Consider the following 16,930-nt stretch of genomic DNA (forward strand, 5'->3'; position numbering starts at 1 on the left):
GCACGGCCGTCCTTCGAGGACGGCACGCGTCATTGCGCATGCGCGCATCCCCAGATCAGAAGGAAAGAGAACATGAATCGCATCGTCAAGCGTGCTCTCTGGGGCACGCTCCTCGCGGGCGGGATCACTCTCGCCGGCGCAACGGCGGCGAACGCCGCGGAGGCACCGCCGAACGGCGCCGACTGCGGCTGCAACGTCGTCAAGAGCGCTCTCACGACCGTGACGAACCTGCTGACCGCCCCCTGCGACCAGCCGTCCGGCGGTCAGCCGGGTTCGGGCGGAACGGAGGGATCCGGTGGGCTTCCCGCCGTGACCCAGGACGTCTCGGCCCTCGTCACGGACACCCTCGCCACCGCCACCTCCGCCGTTCCCGGCGGTTCGACCGGCGGCGGGACTCCGGGAGGAGGAACGGATCCCAGCCTCCCCTCCGCACCGGTCGACACCGTGCTGGACACGGTGACCGGCGTCGCGGACACCGCCACGAGCGAGGTCGCGAACACCGTCAGCGGAGTCACCGGCGGTCTGCCCGACCTGCCCTCGGTTCCCGGGCTTCCCGGCACCGGCGCACCGGGCGGCGGCACCGGATCCCCGGGCGTCGTCACGATCCCGGTCCCGGGGGTCGGCACGGTCCACGCCGGCGCCACCCCGGACGGCCTCGACGTCGGGAAGAACCTGAACGTCCTCGGCATCAAGGACGACTGGGACCTCACCGCCGGCCGCAACGGCATCGCCACCACGGACCGCATCGGCACAGACAGCACTAACGTCTACGTCGACGCCGCGGTGCCCACCACCGGCACCACCGCACCCCACGCGTCCGTGACCCTGCCGAACCTCGGCGGACTCACCGGCGGCGGGCTTCCCGGAGTGCCGGGCCTGCCCTCGGTTCCGGGTCTTCCCGGCGGATCCATCCCGGGTCTTCCGTCCCTGCCGATCGGTGACCTCACCGGCGCGCTCGGCGGACTGACCGGATCCCTCCCGGGCCTGCCCTCGGTTCCGGGTCTTCCCGGCGGATCCATCCCAGGTCTTCCCGGAACGGGCGGCACCTCCGGAGTGATCACCATCCCGGTCCCCGGTGTCGGCAGCGTCCACGCCGGCACCACCCCCGACGGCCTGAATGTCGGCAAGAACCTGAACGTCCTCGGAATCAAGGACGACTGGGACCTCACCGCCGGCCGCAACGGCATCGCCACCACCGATCGCATCGGCACAGACACCACGAACGTCTACGTCGACGCCGCGGTGCCCACCACCGGCACCACCGCACCCCACGCGTCCGTGACCCTGCCGAACCTCGGCGGACCCACCGGCGGCGGCAACGGCGGCGGAACATTTCCGGGCCTGCCCGCCCTGCCCCTCGGTGACCTCACCGGCGCGCTCGGCGGACTGACCGGATCCCTCCCGGGTCTCCCGGGCAACGGCGGCACCCCGGGCGGTAATGGAGGAGGAACCGTCCCGGGGTTGCCCGCTCTGCCCCTCGGCGACCTCACCGGCGCGCTCGGCGGACTGACCGGACCCCTGAGCGGTCTGACCGGCGGCCTTCCGGGCCTGCCGACCCTGCCGGGGCTTCCCGGAACCGGCGGAACCCCGAGCACGGGCGTCATCACCGTCCCCATCCCGGGTGTCGGCAGCGTCCACGCCGGCACCACCCCCGACGGCCTGAACGTCGGCAAGAACCTGAACGTCCTCGGAATCAAGGACGTCTGGGATCTCACCGCAGGCCCCAAGGGAATCTCCACGACCGACCGCATCGGCACCGACAGCACCAACGTCTACGTCGACGCCGCGGTCCCCACCACCGGCGCCACCGCACCCCACGCGGCGGTGACCCTGCCCAGCCTCGGCAACCTGACGGGTGGACTCCCCACCGTCCCGGGCCTTCCCGGAACCGGCAACCCCGGCACCCCGGGCACCGGCGGAACCCTCCCGGGTCTGCCCAACCTCGGCGGGATCCTCGGCGGTCTGACCGGCGGCCTTCCGGGCCTGCCGACCGTCCCCGGCACCCCGGGCACCGGCGGAACCCTCCCGGGCCTGCCCAACCTCGGCGGGATCCTCGGCGGTCTGACCGGCGGCCTTCCGGGCCTGCCGACCATCCCCGGCCTCCCGGGCACCGGCAACCCCGGCACCCCGGGCACCGGCGGAACCCTCCCGGGCCTGCCCAACGTCGGCGGGATCCTCGGCGGTCTGACCGGCAGTCTTCCGGGTCTGCCGACCGTCCCCGGCACCCCGGGCACCGGCGGAACCCTCCCGAGCCTGCCGTCGCTGCCCATCGGTGACCTCGGCGGGATCGTCGGCGGTGTCACCGGAGCTCTTCCTGCGGCGCTCGGCGTCGCCGGAGAGATCACGGGTTCCGCACCGGGCGCGATCGGCGGGATCACGGGATCCCTTCCCGGCGTGATCGGCGGCGTGATCGGGGGCATCACCGGTTCGCTGCCGGGCCTGCCGACCGCTCCGGGCACGCCGGGCACCGGAACCCCGGGAACTCCCGGCACCGGAACCGGCACTCCCGGGTCCGGTATCGGAGGAACCGCTCCGGGCGCCGGCACCGGCGGAGTCCCGATCGTGTCCACCGTGGCACACAGCCTGGTCGGGGCAGCGCACAGCCTGTACGCCTCGACTCCGAGGAACGGCTCTCTCGCGCAGACCGGGTTCTCCGACCCGTTCCTGCTCTTCGCCGGGCTGATCCTGCTCGCTGCAGGTGCGGTCACGAAGGCGTTCGAACGTCCGTGAATCCGAACGAGCGGAGGGTCGTCCTCGCGGGCGGCCCTCCGCTTCCGAGCCGCTGATCATCCGGAACGACGGTGTCGCGTCGCCTCCGACCGAGAACCACGGGGTTCTCCACACGCCCCGCGGAAGCGGCTCGCCCCCGATGCCCTGGCCGCTAGGGTGGCCGCATGACCCCCACCGCGGAGACTCCGGCAGGCCTCGGTTCGGCTGCGGCGGGAGCCCCCGCCCGCGTGAAGACGGCGGGATCCGGCCAGCCCCTGCGTGACTACCGCGTGCATCGCTACGTCAACGCGTTCTGCCCGACCTGTCACGAAGAGGATCCGGATCGCCCACTCGCCGACGTCCGCCGGTTGAGCGGCTGGCTGGCCGTGCGGAACGATCGGGTATGGCTGGAGCGCGGGTGTCCCGAACACGGGCCGCAGCGCACGATGTACGACGAGTCGGCCGAGATCCTCACCTACCTCGAGCAGTGGACCGCACCGACCAAGATCCACGAGCCCGATCTCGCCGGCAACTTCAAGCCCGTGCCCTCGGCCTATGAGGACGGCCTCCCCGAGATGCAGACGCAGCACACCTGCATCCTGCTGGAGGACCTCACGGACCACTGCAATCTGCGCTGCCCGACGTGTTTCGCGGAGTCCAGCCCCGCGGCGAGCGCGATCGCACCGCTGGCCGACGTGCTCGCCTCGGTCGACGCACGGCTGGCACGGGAGAACGACCGCATCGACGTGCTCATGCTCTCGGGCGGTGAGCCGACGCTCTATCCCTGGCTGGAGCAGCTGCTCGAGCACCTCGTCGCACGCCCCGTCGTGCGCATCCTGCTGAACTCCAACGGCCTTCGCATCGCCCAGGACGACGCGCTCGTCGAAATCCTGAAGAAGCATCGCGAGCGGGTCGAGGTCTACCTGCAGTACGACGGCGAGAGCGCCGAGGCCTCCGCCTACCATCGCGGGGCGGACATCCGCCGGTTCAAGGAGCGGGCGCTCGCCCGGCTCAGCGAGGCGGGGGTCTTCACGACCCTCACGATGACCGCGGCCCTGGGCGTCAACGACGACGAGATCGGCGCCGTGATCCGCCGCGCCATGGCGACGCCGTACGTGGGCGGCGTGACCATCCAGCCCGTGTTCGGATCCGGACGCTCCGCGGGGATCGACCCGGACGACCGCCTCACGCACACCGGGGTGCTGGCGCGGCTGGCACCCCAGACCGACGGCGAGGTCACCTGGAAGGACCTCACCGCGCTGCCGTGCAGCCACCCGCACTGCTGCTCGGTCGGCTACCTGCTCAAAGACGACTCCGGATCCTGGAACTCGCTGACCAAGCTCGTCGGCCACGACAAGCTCAAGGACTTCCTCGACCTCAACCCCGACCTCATCGCGAACCGGATCGCCGACAGCGGCATCAACCAGAAGCTCAAGGACTCGGTCAAGCAATCGCTGCTCGACCTGCTCAGCGAGCAGTCCTCCCTGTCGCACCCCTCGATCGGATCCCTCTGGAAGGACATCTGCACGGGATGCGACCTCGGCATCGGCACGCTCACCAAGCTCGCCACCGCGGCGCTGCCCGGCCAGCACAAGCGACTGCGCCGGTTCCTCGGCGAGCGCGTCAAGCGCATCACGGTCAAGCCCTTCATGGACATCAACACGATGATCGAGGAGCGCCTCACGCAGTGCTGCGTGCACGTCGCGACGGTCAACGAGCAGACCTCGGCGCATCAGTGCGCACCGTTCTGCGCCGTGCAGGCCTGGGCGCCGCTCTCCCGCACGCGCATCTCGACCGCGACCGGATCCGCGGGCGCCCGCGGCGCCGGTCCCGCCCGCAACGCGGGCGTCGACGCCGGCGACCGCGCACGACTCCCGCTCTCGGTGGGGCACTGAGCCATGTCCTCGGGCGGCGATGCACGGCATGACCCGTTCCGGACTCCGCCGGAACCGGTCGATCATGCGCCGCACGCGGCGACGGGCGGCGAATCGACGGTGCTCGGCACGTCCGGCGGACCTCCGGAGCCCGGCAAGATCGATCTGACGGGCCTGAACCGCTACGACGAGACGGTCGGATCCCCCGCCCCGCCGTTCGATCCGCTGCGGCTGTGCGTGTTCACGACGGTCGCGCTGATCGCCTGCGTGCTCGGCCCGATCGCCGTTCTGGGCTTCGCGCTCATCGCCATCGCCGGCTATGCGCGCGCCCGTCGTCAGGGTCTGCTGCGATCGAAGTGCAAGCTCGGCGACACCCGCCTGGTCCTCGCGTATCTGTCGGTCCTCGCGCTTCTCTCGGCCGTCGCGACGCCGTTCTGGGTGATGTTCTGGATCGGGCGGTTCTGATGTTCCCGACGCTGCAGGATCTGCTCGGGCCCTGGGCACCCCCGCTCGAGACGCACGGCTTCTTCGTCGCGCTCGGCCTGGGCGCGGCGGGGATCGTGTTCCTCATCGAACGCCGCCGGCGGGGCGTCACGGATCCGCGGGTCGCCTATCTCGTGCTCGGAGCCCTGCTGGGCGCGGCGATCCTCAGTCGCCTCGGCACCTGGGCGCAGCACATCGACCTCACCAGGAACCGCGACCTCGTCGCGCAGCTGACGCAGGGCAACGCCTCGATCCTGAGCGCCCTGGTCGGCGCGTGGCTCGGCGTGCACGTCGCGAAGAGGATCGTCGGCTACCGCGACCGCAGCGGCGACCTGTTCGCCCCCGCCGTGGCGATCGCGATGGCGATCGGCCGCTTCGGCTGCCTCTTCACGGAGCGCCCCGGCACCCCGACCGGCACGGGCTGGGGCATCGTCCTGGATCCGGCCGCCGCGGCGCGGGTCGGATCCCCGGCCGGCGTGGCGCTGCATCCGAGCTTCGTGTACGAGATCGCGTTCCACGCGGCCGCGTTCTGCCTGCTCTGGTTCTGGCTCCGCCACCGCGACATCGCCGCCGGCGAGACCCTCACCCTGTACATCGCGGCCTACGGCGTCTTCCGGTTCTTCGTCGAGTTCGTCCGCGGCAACGACGTCGCCTGGCTCGGCCTGACCCGACCGCAGCTCTTCCTGCTCGTCACGATCCCGCTCCTGCTCGCCCGCATCGTCTGGAAGGCGCGACGAGGCGCCTTCCCGCTCACCCCCAGGAGGACCCCGAGTGAACAGCACGCCTGACCTCCCGTCCGAACCGGATCCGGCGCAGCCGCCGACGCCCCCGGACACGCCGCCGCCTCCCGGCACGCCGGCGCCACCGCCGGCTCCGCCGGTGCACCCGGGAACGCCGGATCCTCCCGCGCCGCCGCTGCCGCCGGAACCACCCGTGCCCCTGGCGCCGCCGCTCACCCCGCCGCTGCCGCCCGCACCGGTTCCGCCGCCGGGCCCGGTCACGCCCGCGGGCCCTCCCGTCGGCGCTCTTCCCGGCGCGTCGCTGCCCGCAGGACAACCCGGCGCACCCGGCGCACCCGCGGGAGCGCCCGGCGTCCCGGGAGCGCCCGGCGGCTACGCCGGATACGTCGGCCCGACCGGCGCACCGGCACCGCGCTCGGGACTGGGCTTCGGCGCGGGCATCGGCGTCGGGACCGCGGTGGGCTGCGTCTCCATGATCCTCGCCCTGATCCTGTTCTTCAGCCTCGCCAACCTCGGCATGGCCTTCTCGATCGGGGCGGTCGTGCTTCCGCTCATCCTGGGCGCGGTCCTGCTGATCTGGCGGCAGACCCGGGGCATCGGCGTCGGAGTCCTCATCATCTCGGCGGCCGCGTGGATCATCGTGATCGGGCCGTGCCTGGGACTGCTCAACGGCCTCTGAACCTCTCCCCCGGATGGGCCGTCGCTCTCGGCGCGGGGTCGACGATCGACTGGTCCCCAAGGAATTGGGAAGCATAGGTTAGGCTTACCTACCTACCCGTTCCTTTCTTCGAGGAGACCCATGCCCTCCCTCCGTCTGCGCCGCAGCGCGGCCGTCCTCAGCCTCCTGACCGCCGGCGCCCTCGCCCTCACCGCGTGCTCGACCGGATCCGCACCGGACGCGAGCGGGACCGGATCCGCCGACGGCGCGTTCCCCGCGACGATCGAGCACGTCTACGGCAAGACCGTCATCGAGTCGGCGCCCCGGAGCGTCGCGACGATCGGCTGGGGCAGCTTCGACGCCGCGATCGCCCTGGGCACCATCCCCGTCACGATCCCGAAGGCGACCTTCGGCGACCCGGACGGCGACGGCTACCTGGAGTGGACGAAGGCCGCGATCGAGGCCGACAAGGCGAAGCTGCCGCCGCTGCACGACGAGACCGACGGCATCCCCTACGAGAAGATCGCCGACACCTCGCCGGATCTGATCCTGGGCACCAACTCCGGCCTCACGAAGCAGGAGTACGACACCCTCACCAAGATCGCGCCGACCGTCGCCTACCCGGGCTCCCCCTGGGGCACGTCCTGGCGCGACTCGACGACGATGATCGGCACGGCGCTCGGCAAGTCCGCCGAGGCGAAGACGCTGATCGCCGACACCGAGAAGGCCATGTCGACCGAGATGGCGAAGTACCCGGCCGCCAAGGGCAAGACCGGCATGGTCATGTGGGTCGACGCGAAGGATCTCGGCAAGGTGCAGTACTACGTGCCGAGCGACACGCGCGTGCAGTACCTGAACGACCTCGGCTTCGCCACCCCGGCCTCGATCACCGAGCTCGCCAAGAACGAGAAGGGCTTCGTCGGCACGATCTCGGCCGAGCAGGCCGACAAGCTCGACGCCGACGTCGCGGTCGTCTACGTGCAGGGCGGGGATCTGTCCACCCTGCAGAACGACCCGCTGCTCAGCCGGATCCCGGCCGTGAAGAAGGGGTCCGCCGTGCTCGTGAACGACGAGGCGCTGCTGATGGCCGTGTCGGCTCCCACCGTGCTGTCCATCCCGTGGGCGCTGCCGACCTACGCCAAGCTGCTCGGCGAGGCCGCCGCCAAGGCCTGATGACCCTCGCCTCCGCACCGACGACGCCCGCGTCGGGACCCAGGACGCGCCGCCGCGCGCGCCGGGCCCCGGCGTGGGCGCTCGTCGTGTGCCTGGTCGCCCTGCTCGCCGCGACCCTGCTGTCCCTCGCCCTGGGCGCGCGCCTCGTGCCGCTCGACGCCGTGTGGGACGCATTCCTGCGTCCGGACGGATCGACGGACCAGGCGGCCGTGCTCTCCCGGGTGCCCACGACGATCACCGGGCTCCTCGTCGGAGCGGCCCTCGGCATGGGCGGCGCCCTCATGCAGGGCATGGCCCGCAACCCGCTCGCCGACCCCGGCCTGCTGGGCGTGAACGCCGGCGCGTCGCTGTTCGTGGTGCTCGGGATGACGCTGTTCGGATGGCAGGCGCCGCTCGTGATCGTGTGGTGCGCCCTCGCCGGCGCGGCGGTGGCGGTCGTGCTCGGCTACGGCGCCGCGGCGGCGAGCCCCGGTGGCGCGACCCCGGTGACGCTCGCCCTCGCGGGCGCGGCGGTCACCGCGATCGCGACGGCGGTGATCACGGGGATCCTCATCGTCGATCAGTCGACGCTGGAGAGCTTCCGGTTCTGGCAGGTCGGATCCCTGACCGCGGCGTCGTTCTCCTCCCTCGCCCAGCTGAGCGGCCTCCTCGCCCTGGGCGCCGTGCTCGCCGTCGCCTGCTCGGGTCGGCTGAACGCGCTCGCCCTCGGCGACGACGTCGCCCGCGGCCTGGGCGTGCGGGTCGGCGCCTCCCGCCTCACCGCGGTGCTCGCGGTCGTGCTCCTGTGCGGCACGGCCACGGCCCTCGCCGGCCCCATCGGCTTCGTCGGGCTGGCCGTGCCGCATGCGGTCCGCTTCCTCGTCGGCGCCGACTACCGCTGGATCGTGCCGCTCTCCGCGGGGGCCGGGGCGGCGTTCCTGCTCGTCTGCGACGTGATCGGCCGGATCCTGGCGCGCCCCGGAGTGCTCGAAGTGGGCATCGTCACGGGCGTGGTCGGCGCCCCGGTGTTCATCGCGCTCCTGCGCCGGCGCAAGGCGGTGGGACTATGACCGTCCTCGACACCGCGCGGACCGCGGCCGCAACCGCATCGGCGGATCGGCTCCGAGCCGCCCGCCGCCGCAACGCCGTGCGCGACGCCGTGCTCATCGCGGGACTCGCCGCCGTCGTCGTCGCGCTGTGCACCGCCGGTCTGGTCTTCGGCGCGAAGACCCTGGCTCTGCCCGACGTGCTGCGCGCGCTCACCGGCCAGACCGTTCCCGGCGTGAGCTTCGCCGTGGTCGAGCTGCGACTGCCCCGCGTCGTCGGCGCGCTGCTCGCGGGAGCCGCGTTCGGCCTCGGCGGCATGCTGTTCCAGACCCTGCTGCGCAATGTGCTCGCGAGTCCCGATGTGATCGGCATCAGCGCGGGATCCAGCGCCGCGGCGATCACCGCCATCTCGTTCTTCGGCGCCTCCGGACTCGTCGTGTCCGGCGCGGCCATCGCGGGAGGGCTCGCGACCTCGCTCCTCATCTGGGTGCTCGCCTACCGCCGCGGGCTCTCCGGCCTGCGCTTCGTGCTGGTCGGCATCGGCGTCGCCGCCGCACTGCAGGCGGTGATCAGCTACGTGCTCACCCGCTCCGACGTCAAGGCCGCCGAGCAGGCGACGGTGTGGATGGCCGGATCCCTCAGCCGCAGCCTCTGGGATCAGCTGGCTCCGACCGCGCCCGCGCTGCTGGTGCTGCTGGTGATCGCGCTCCTGGCGGCGCGCGCGCTGCCGGTCCTCCGCCTCGGCGACGACTCTGCGACCGCGCTCGGCGCGCGTCCGCAGCGCTCCCGGATCCTGCTGATCCTGTGCGCGGTGCTGCTCGTCGCGGTGGCCACCTCGCTGACCGGGCCCATCTCGTTCGTCGCGTTCCTCGCCGGTCCCATCGCCCTGCGGCTCGTCCGGCGCGACGCGGCCCTCCCCCTGGCCTCGGCCCTCCTCGGCGCGATCATCGTGCTCGCCGGCGACGCGGTCGGCCAGCACCTGTTCCCGATCACGCTGCCCGTCGGCGTGATCACCGGCGCGATCGGCGCGCCGTTCCTGCTGTGGCTCCTGATGAGAGGACGCACGCGCGCATGAGCTCGCACACCCTCGAGGCGAAGGCCCTCACCGTCGGGTACGACGGCGACCCGGTCATCGACGGACTCGACCTGACGCTCCCCGGATCCGGGATCACGATGATCGTCGGCGGCAACGGCTGCGGCAAGTCGACCCTGCTGCGCACCCTCGCCCGGCTGCTGAAGCCGCGTAGCGGATCCGTGCTGCTGGACGGGTCCGCGATCGCGCAGCTGCCCACGAAGGAGGTCGCCCGCATCGTCGGCCTGCTGCCGCAGGCGCCGGTCGCCCCCGACGGGATCAGCGTCGCCGACCTCGTCGACCGCGGGCGCACGCCGCACCGCGGCTGGCTGGGCGGACGCGATCACCGCGACGACGAGGTCGTCGCCGACGCCCTGCAGGTCACCGGCATGACGGAGTTCGCCGAGCGTTCGATCGACGAGCTCTCCGGAGGGCAGCGGCAGCGCGCGTGGGTCGCCATGGCGCTCGCGCAGGAGCCGGACATCCTGCTGCTCGACGAGCCCACGACCTACCTCGACCTCGCCCACCAGGTCGAGCTGCTGCAGCTGCTCGTGCGCCTCTCGCGCGAGCGCGGCACGCAGGTGGTCGTCGTGATGCACGAGCTGAACCTGGCGACCCGCTACGCCGATCACCTCGTCGCGATGCGCGACGGCCGCATCGTCGCCGAGGGCGCTCCGGGCGACGTCGTCACGGTCGAGCTGCTCCGCGAGGTGTTCGACCTCGAGGCGGTCGTGATCCCGGATCCGATCGCCGGCACGCCGATGATCGTGCCCGTGGACGTGCACCGGAGCTGAGCGGGCGGATCCCGGACTCTCGCCTCCCGGGGCACAAGGTGCCGCTGTGAGCACCGGATGACGGTAGCTGTTGCGGCGGGACGGGAGCGGTCCTGGGCGGGGTATCAGAGCGGGAGGCGCGGGAGTCCGGCACGGTGACCGCCCGTGCACAACTCAGGCTGCGTCCGGCGGAGGAGCAACCCCGTCCGCGGATTTCCGCGAAGCGGGCGCCGCGCGCTTCGCATCCAGCCTGAGTTGTGCGCGCTAGGGCCGGGTCAGCTCCTCGAGCACTTCGACCACATGCCGGTACGCCCTTCCGGTCGCTCGGCTCATGCCCAGCTCGCAGGTGCGGTTCGCCGAGACGTAGGCGTCGAACCCCCCGCGCTCCGCGTCCGCCGCGGCGACCTCGGCGGCCTCGACCGCCGTCGCGCTCGCGGTCAGCTCGGGGTGCAGCATGCCGCGGTCGCCGGCGAAGGCGCAGCACCCCCAGCCGTCGGGCACGTACACGTCCTCGGCCACCGCCGCGGCGAGCGCGCGCAGCGCGCCGGTCGCCCCGAGCTGCGTGGTGGAGCACGTCGGATGCACCGCGACGGAGCGGATCCGCTCGCGCACCGTCAGCTTCGGCAGCGCCTCCCGGGCGAGGAACGTCGTGGCGTCCTCGATGCGCAGAGCCGCGTACTCGGGATGCTCCGCCACGGCCTTCGCGAGCATGACGTGCAATCCCTCGGTGCACGACGCCGCGTCGCAGACGACCGGCAGCGCTCCCTCCCGGCTGGCCCGCCACAGCGCCGGCAGCACGCGCTCGGTCATCGTGGCGTAGCCGTCGAGCTGACCCTTCGACTTCCACGGGGTGCCGCAGCAGAGTCCGCCGGCGTCGGCCGGCACGCTGTACGCGATCCCCGCCCGCTCCAGCAGCAGCCGCACCGCCTCGCGGGAGCCCTCGCCGTGCACGCCGTCGGGATCCTGCTCCGCGCCGAACATGGTGCCGATGCAGGATCCGAACAGCACCGCCTGCGCGTCCGCCGGAGCCGCCGCGCGCAGCGCCGGAGACCCGCCCGCCGGAAGGCCGCCGTCGTAGAGCGGCACGGTGTCCGCGCCGAGCACGGCCCGGCCGGCGCGGGTGACGGCGGTCACGAGCGGCGCCGGCAGCGCGTTCGCGACCGTCAGCGCGAGACCGCCGCCGCGGGTGATCGCGCCCCAGCCCTTCGCGGCCGTGTTCCAGACGCCCTGCTCGAACCGGTTCGCCTCCTCGGCGCGCAGCCGGCGCACGAGGTCGCCGGTGTTGATGTCGACCGGGCAGGCGACCCCGCACATGCCGTCGACCGCGCAGGTCTGCACCGCGTCGTAGTCGTAGTCCCGCGCGATCTCGGCCGCCACCTCGACTTCGCCGCGGTGCAGGGCGGCCGTCATGTCCCGGCGCAGCACGATGCGCTGCCGAGGGGTGAGGGTCACGTCCTTGCTGGGGCAGGTCGGTTCGCAGTACCCGCATTCGACGCACCGGTCGACCTCCCCCTCGACGGTCGGCACGGTCTTCAGATCGGCGAGGTAGGACGTCTCGTCATCCGACAGCACGACACCCGGATTGAGGACCCCGTCCGGGTCGATGAGTCCCTTGAGCTCCCACATCATGTCGGTCAGCACGTCGCCGTACTGGCGCCGCACGAACGGCGCCATGATCCGCCCGGTGCCGTGCTCCGCCTTGAGCGTGCCGCCGTGTGCGAGGACGAGCTCGACGAGATCCTCGGTGAACGCCTCGTACCGGCGCAGCGCCGCATGGTCATCGAAGCGCTCGTTCACGAGGAAGTGCACGTTGCCGTCCTTGGCGTGCCCGAAGATCACGCACCCCTCGTAGCGGTGCTTCTCGAACAGCGCCGTGAGTCCCTCGCACACGCCGAGCAGCTCCTCGACCGGAACCGCGATGTCCTCGAGCAGCGCGGTCGTGCCGCTCGGGCGAGCGCCCGCGACCGCGGTGTACAGGCCCTTGCGCACGGTCCACAGCTCCCCGCGCTCGGCCGGATCCTGGGTCATCCGCGCCGGCGTGGTGAGCGGCAGGGTCCCGACGTGCGCGAGAGCAGCCTCGACCCCGGCCTCCAGCGCCCCGGGATCCGCGGCGTGCACCTCGATGAGCAGCGCGGCGTGCCCTCGCACGTCGATGTCGGCGATCACCTCGGGCACGGTGCTGAGGGACTGCGCCACCCGCAGCGACGCGGCGTCGAGCAGCTCGATCGTGGCGAGGCCGAGTGCGGTGAGGCCGGGCAGCGCCGCCATCGCCGCGGAGAGCGTGTCGAACACGAGCAGGCCCGTGGAGATCTCGGGCTGGATCGGGATCGTGCGGAACCGGGCCTCGGCGACGAACGCGAGCGTCCCCTCGGATCCGATCACGAGATGCTCCAGGATCCGCACCTCGTCGTCGAAGTCGAGGAGGGAGTTCAGCCCGTACCCCATCGTGTTCTTCATCGAGAACTGCCGCGCGACCTCGGCGCTCAGCGCAGGGTCGGCGCGCAGGCGGTTGCGCAGATGCACCAGGCCCTGGGCGATCGCGGGCTCGCGCTCGCGCAGCTTCGCGGCGGCGTCAGGATCGGCGGTGTCGAGGACCGTGCCGCTGGGCAGCACGAGCAGCATCGACTCGATCGTGCGGTACGAGTTCTCGACGATCCCGCAGGCCATGCCGCTGGAGTTGTCGGCGACGACTCCGCCGATGGTGCAGGCGATCTCGCTCGCCGGATCCGGGCCGAGCTTGCAGCCGAACCGGGCGAGGCGGGTGTTGACCTGTCGCACGGTCGCACCGGGCTGGGCGGCGACGCTCCGGCCGTCGTCGGAGACGCGGATGCCGCGGAAGGCCGAGCGGGTGTCGACCATCACGTCGCCGGTGACGCCCTGGCCGCTGAGGCTCGTGCCGCCCGATCGGAAGGTGAGGGTGCGCCCGGCGGCGCGCACGGCCGAGAACACCCGGGCGACCGCGGCGGCGTCCTGCGGCACGAGGACCGCATCCGGCACGAGCAGGTAATGCGACGCGTCGTGCGCCCGGGCGAAGCGGTCGATCGTGCGGGACGCGACCCGCACGTCCGGGCCGAGCAGCGCGGCGTCCAGCGGCGAGGTCAGGGTGGCGGGCATGGAGGCTCCTTACTCTCGCTGCACTGCGAAGCATATTGTCAGACAAGTATACCGACGGGTGGAGGATCTCCTACACTGATCGCATGGTCGACAACACACTGGCCGTCGTCGGCGTCGTGGAGGCGGCGAGCAGGATGCTGCGCGACCGGATCCTGAGCGGCGCCCTCGCGGGCGGCACCCCGGTGACCGAGGCCTGGGCGTCGGCAGAGTTCGGCATCGCCCGCCCTACCGCGAAAGCGGCGATCGAACAGCTCGTGATGAGCGGTCTGCTCGTGCGCACCGCGCACCGCAGCGCTCGCGTCGCCGCGATCGACGCGGAGATGGTGCGCGACGTGTACCGCACCCGGGCCCTTCTGGAGGCCGGCGCCCTGCGCACCCTGGCGAAGGAAGGGGTCGTGCCCGCCGCCGCGGTGCTGGCCAACGAGGAGATCGCCGGGATGGCGCCCGGCCCGGACCCCGCGACGGTCGACCCCGACATCCGCTTCCACACCGCCCTGATCGACGGCCTGACGAGTGCACGCACCTCACGGATGTATCGCACCCTGCTCGACGAGGCGCGCCTCTGCATGGCGCAGGTACAGGACCGCCGCCTGCTCGACGCGGCGGCGATCGCCGCCCAGCACCGCGCGATCCTCGACGCGGTGCGCGGCCACGACGGCGACCTGGCCGCGCGGCTGCTGCACGACCATCTCGGATCCGCGGAGGAGCGACTGGTGGACGCGCTCGGGGCCTGACCCTCAGCGCGCCCCTCGCCCATCCGGGAGCACCCGGCGGACCGAGCGCTCCGCCGTCTCACGCCTCGAGAGCCTCGAGGTCCTCGATCAGCCGCGCATGCGTCGGCACCCAGCCCATCGCCTCCCGCGTATGGGCCGAGGACGCCGGCTGGTCCGCGGCGAACACGGGCCCGATCGGTCCGAAGGCCTCGACCGGCGCCTGCTGCACAGGGAGGCCGAGACGTCGGCCGATCACCTCGGCGATCGAGCGCACGGTGTCGCCCTCATCCTGCACGGCATGCCATGCGGTGCCGGGTGCGGCGTTCTCGAGCACCATCCGGAACAGGACGGCGGCATCGAGAGCATGCACCGCGGGCCAGCGCTGTTCGCCCGTTCCGGGATAGGCGGCGACTCCGCTCCGGCGCGCCATGTTCGCGAGCAGCCCGGCGAACCCGCCGTCGCCGTCCTTGTGCACGGTGCGGGGCAGGCGCACGGCCGCGGTGCGGATCCCCCGCGATGCGGCCGCGAGGGTGCGTTCCACGGTGACGGCACGGCCGCCGACCGGGCCGTCGGTGGGCAGCGGGTCGGTCTCGACGGAGGGGCGCCCCTCGGCGCTCGGCGTCCCCGAGACGACGACGAACGGCCGATCGCTGCCCGCGAGGGCATCGACGATGGCGTCGATCGCGGCGCTCTCCTCGGCGATGTCCCGCTCGAGCGCCGCCTGCGTCGAGAAGTCATTGCCGAACGCCAGATGGATGACGCCGTCGGCGGCCGCTGCGGCGCTCCGGATGACGTCGAGGTCGGCCAGTCCACCGCGGACGACGGCGGCTCCCGACGACTCCGCTGCGGCGGCGGACGCGTCGGATCGGGCGAGCGCGACGACGGAGTGCCCGCCGTCGATGAGCTCGGCGACGACGGCCGAGCCGATGAGCCCGGTGCCGCCGGTGATGAAGACCCGCATGGGTACCTCCGATGAGTGATGGGATAGTAGTCCCATCACTTTATGACGGGACCTTTGTCCCGTCAACTAGAATGGAGGAATGGCACGTTGGGCACCGGGAGCGCGCGAGCGGTTGGTCCTCGCCGCCGTCGACCTGTTCCACGACCAGGGGTACGACGAGACCACGGTCGCACAGATCACCGCGCGGGCGGGCGTGACGAAGAGCACCTTCTTCCGCCACTTCACCGACAAGCGCGAGCTCCTCGTCGCCGGTCAGGCGGCCATGAGCGCCCTCCTCGCCGAAGGGATCGCGGCGGCACCGCCAGAGGCCTCGGCGCTCGACGCCGTGGCCGACGGGCTTCGCCGGGCCGCCAGCGCGTACGGACCGCTGAGCCGCGAGATCGCGCCCCGGCTCGAGGCCGTGGTCAGCGCGAGCGCCGAGTTGCGCGAGCGGAACGCCCAGAAGTCCGTCGGCCTCGCCGCGGCGATGGAGGAGGCGCTCGTCGCCAGGGGCGTCGCGCCGGTCGTGGCGCGGCTCGCCGCCGAACTCGGCGTCCTCGCCCACCACAACGCGTTCGCACGCTGGGCCGCGGAACCGGACGCGACGACAGAGGCGATGGCGCACTACTCGGTCGAGGCGCTCGCCGAGCTGCGCGCCGCCGCCGCCGAACTCGCCTGAAGCCGAGCGCAGGCGAGGCGGCTTCCCTTCCCCAGCCTCCGCCGCCCGGGCAGGGCAGAGTCGAACCGGGATCCGGATCCGGGATCAGCGTCCGTCGGCGAGATCTCCTGGATCCGCTTCCCGGAACACGCCGTCCACGAGCACCGGCACGGTCGCGGAGACGTCGGTCTCCGCGGCGATGAGCACGTCGCCGCCCTGGCCGTAGTCGTCGCGCAGCTCGACGCCGCTGGTCGACGCGGTGAACAGGTGCCGCGCCGCCCGGGCGAGGCCCGTGTACGCGGCGCAGGCCGCGGCCGCCTCGGGAGAGCACGCATCGATGCCGAGCCCGCCGAGCGCGTCGATCACGGCGCCCGCGGTGAGCAGGTCCTCCACCGAGAAGCGCACGGTGTCGTCGTCGCGCACCTCGCCGCCGGCGACGACGGCGACCTTCACCCGGTGACCGACCGCATGCTGGCGTGCGAGGATCCATTGCGCGACGGCCGTGCGGTTGCGCAGCGACGCGGCGAGCACCGGCACGTCGAAGGCCGCCGCCGCGGCCGACAGCCGGGAGCCGTTGAACGACGGCACCACCGCGCGGGTCGCGCCGAACGCCGCGACGTTCTCGGCGGTCAGGCTCGACGGCGACAGCGTCACACCGTCGCCCCCGCGGGGGCCCGCGAGCCGGGCCGCGCCGAAACCGCCGCCTGCTGCGACGGCCTCCGCCTCGGCCCTCGTGCCGGCGAACGGCTGCACCTCGAGCCCCTCGCTGACCGCCCGCTCCACGGTCGTGGTGAACGAGATCGCGTCGATCACGACGATCACGCCGGCGCCCTGCCCGATCGACCGCAGCCCCTCGCGCGCCCAGTCGGAGCGCACCTCGTACTCCTGCTGCAGCGGACGGTCGGGGCTCATCGGCGTTCTCGCGGTGCTGCTCACCCGGGGAATGCTACCGGGCCGACCGGATACCCTGGATCCCGCGTGCCCCCGCCCGCACGAC

At 72.7% G+C, this 16,930-nt stretch carries 14 protein-coding genes; 11 read left to right on the top strand and 3 right to left on the bottom strand.

The window, feature by feature from the left end; translation table 11 throughout:
* The first annotated feature begins 72 nt into the window (after positions 1-72).
* From WFJ17_RS02735 to WFJ17_RS02775, 9 genes are all read left to right on the top strand, one after another.
* On the top strand, positions 73-2,730 hold the full coding sequence (locus tag WFJ17_RS02735; RefSeq protein WP_336647622.1) for a hypothetical protein: 2,658 nt from the start codon (positions 73-75) through the stop codon (positions 2,728-2,730).
* 164 nt (positions 2,731-2,894) lie between these two features.
* The gene (locus WFJ17_RS02740; RefSeq protein ID WP_336647623.1) at positions 2,895-4,604 is read left to right on the top strand and encodes a radical SAM protein; all 1,710 of its coding nucleotides are present in this window, start codon (positions 2,895-2,897) and stop codon (positions 4,602-4,604) included.
* A 99-nt stretch (positions 4,605-4,703) separates the two neighbouring features.
* Positions 4,704-5,048, top strand: coding sequence for a hypothetical protein (locus WFJ17_RS02745; RefSeq protein ID WP_336647624.1), 345 nt, complete (start codon positions 4,704-4,706; stop codon positions 5,046-5,048).
* Positions 5,048-5,854: a prolipoprotein diacylglyceryl transferase gene (locus WFJ17_RS02750; protein ID WP_336647625.1), complete on the top strand. Its 807-nt coding sequence runs from the start codon at positions 5,048-5,050 to the stop codon at positions 5,852-5,854. Before WFJ17_RS02745 ends, WFJ17_RS02750 begins: the two co-directional genes overlap by 1 nt.
* Positions 5,855-5,999: 145 nt before the next feature.
* Positions 6,000-6,485 carry a hypothetical protein gene (locus WFJ17_RS02755; protein ID WP_336647626.1) on the top strand — a complete coding sequence of 162 codons (486 nt, stop codon included), beginning with the start codon at positions 6,000-6,002 and terminating at the stop codon, positions 6,483-6,485.
* Positions 6,486-6,605: 120 nt separating this feature from the next.
* A complete protein-coding gene (locus tag WFJ17_RS02760; RefSeq protein ID WP_292882565.1) occupies positions 6,606-7,637 on the top strand; it encodes an iron-siderophore ABC transporter substrate-binding protein in 1,032 nt (343 codons plus the stop codon).
* Positions 7,637-8,686, top strand: a complete 1,050-nt coding sequence (locus WFJ17_RS02765; RefSeq protein ID WP_336647627.1) for a FecCD family ABC transporter permease — start codon at positions 7,637-7,639, stop codon at positions 8,684-8,686. Before WFJ17_RS02760 ends, WFJ17_RS02765 begins: the two co-directional genes overlap by 1 nt.
* A complete protein-coding gene (locus tag WFJ17_RS02770; RefSeq protein ID WP_336647628.1) occupies positions 8,683-9,738 on the top strand; it encodes a FecCD family ABC transporter permease in 1,056 nt (351 codons plus the stop codon). Before WFJ17_RS02765 ends, WFJ17_RS02770 begins: the two co-directional genes overlap by 4 nt.
* Entirely contained in the window at positions 9,735-10,529 is a 795-nt protein-coding gene (locus WFJ17_RS02775) for an ABC transporter ATP-binding protein (protein ID WP_251443631.1), read from the top strand. Before WFJ17_RS02770 ends, WFJ17_RS02775 begins: the two co-directional genes overlap by 4 nt.
* Positions 10,530-10,772: 243 nt before the next feature.
* On the opposite strand, the gene WFJ17_RS02780 is transcribed toward WFJ17_RS02775, so the two are convergent.
* Positions 10,773-13,622, bottom strand: a complete 2,850-nt coding sequence (locus WFJ17_RS02780) for an FAD-binding and (Fe-S)-binding domain-containing protein (RefSeq protein ID WP_336647629.1) — start codon at positions 13,620-13,622, stop codon at positions 10,773-10,775.
* Positions 13,623-13,705: 83 nt separating this feature from the next.
* Here WFJ17_RS02780 and WFJ17_RS02785 point away from each other — a divergent pair, with 83 nt between their 5' ends.
* Positions 13,706-14,356: a GntR family transcriptional regulator gene (locus tag WFJ17_RS02785; RefSeq protein WP_251443637.1), complete on the top strand. Its 651-nt coding sequence runs from the start codon at positions 13,706-13,708 to the stop codon at positions 14,354-14,356.
* A gap of 58 nt (positions 14,357-14,414) precedes the next feature.
* Here WFJ17_RS02785 and WFJ17_RS02790 read toward each other — a convergent pair whose 3' ends face one another.
* Positions 14,415-15,296: an NAD-dependent epimerase/dehydratase family protein gene (locus WFJ17_RS02790; RefSeq protein ID WP_251443640.1), complete on the bottom strand. Its 882-nt coding sequence runs from the start codon at positions 15,294-15,296 to the stop codon at positions 14,415-14,417.
* A gap of 79 nt (positions 15,297-15,375) precedes the next feature.
* Between WFJ17_RS02790 and WFJ17_RS02795 the strand changes: the two genes are divergently transcribed.
* On the top strand, positions 15,376-15,954 hold the full coding sequence (locus WFJ17_RS02795) for a TetR/AcrR family transcriptional regulator (RefSeq protein WP_251443643.1): 579 nt from the start codon (positions 15,376-15,378) through the stop codon (positions 15,952-15,954).
* A gap of 84 nt (positions 15,955-16,038) precedes the next feature.
* Here the strand turns inward: WFJ17_RS02795 and WFJ17_RS02800 are convergent, their stop codons facing one another.
* On the bottom strand, positions 16,039-16,869 hold the full coding sequence (locus WFJ17_RS02800) for a 2-phosphosulfolactate phosphatase (RefSeq protein WP_336647630.1): 831 nt from the start codon (positions 16,867-16,869) through the stop codon (positions 16,039-16,041).
* Positions 16,870-16,930: the final 61 nt, after the last annotated feature.

The organism is Microbacterium sp. MMO-10 (assembly GCF_037148715.1).
Lineage (GTDB): Bacteria > Actinomycetota > Actinomycetes > Actinomycetales > Microbacteriaceae > Microbacterium.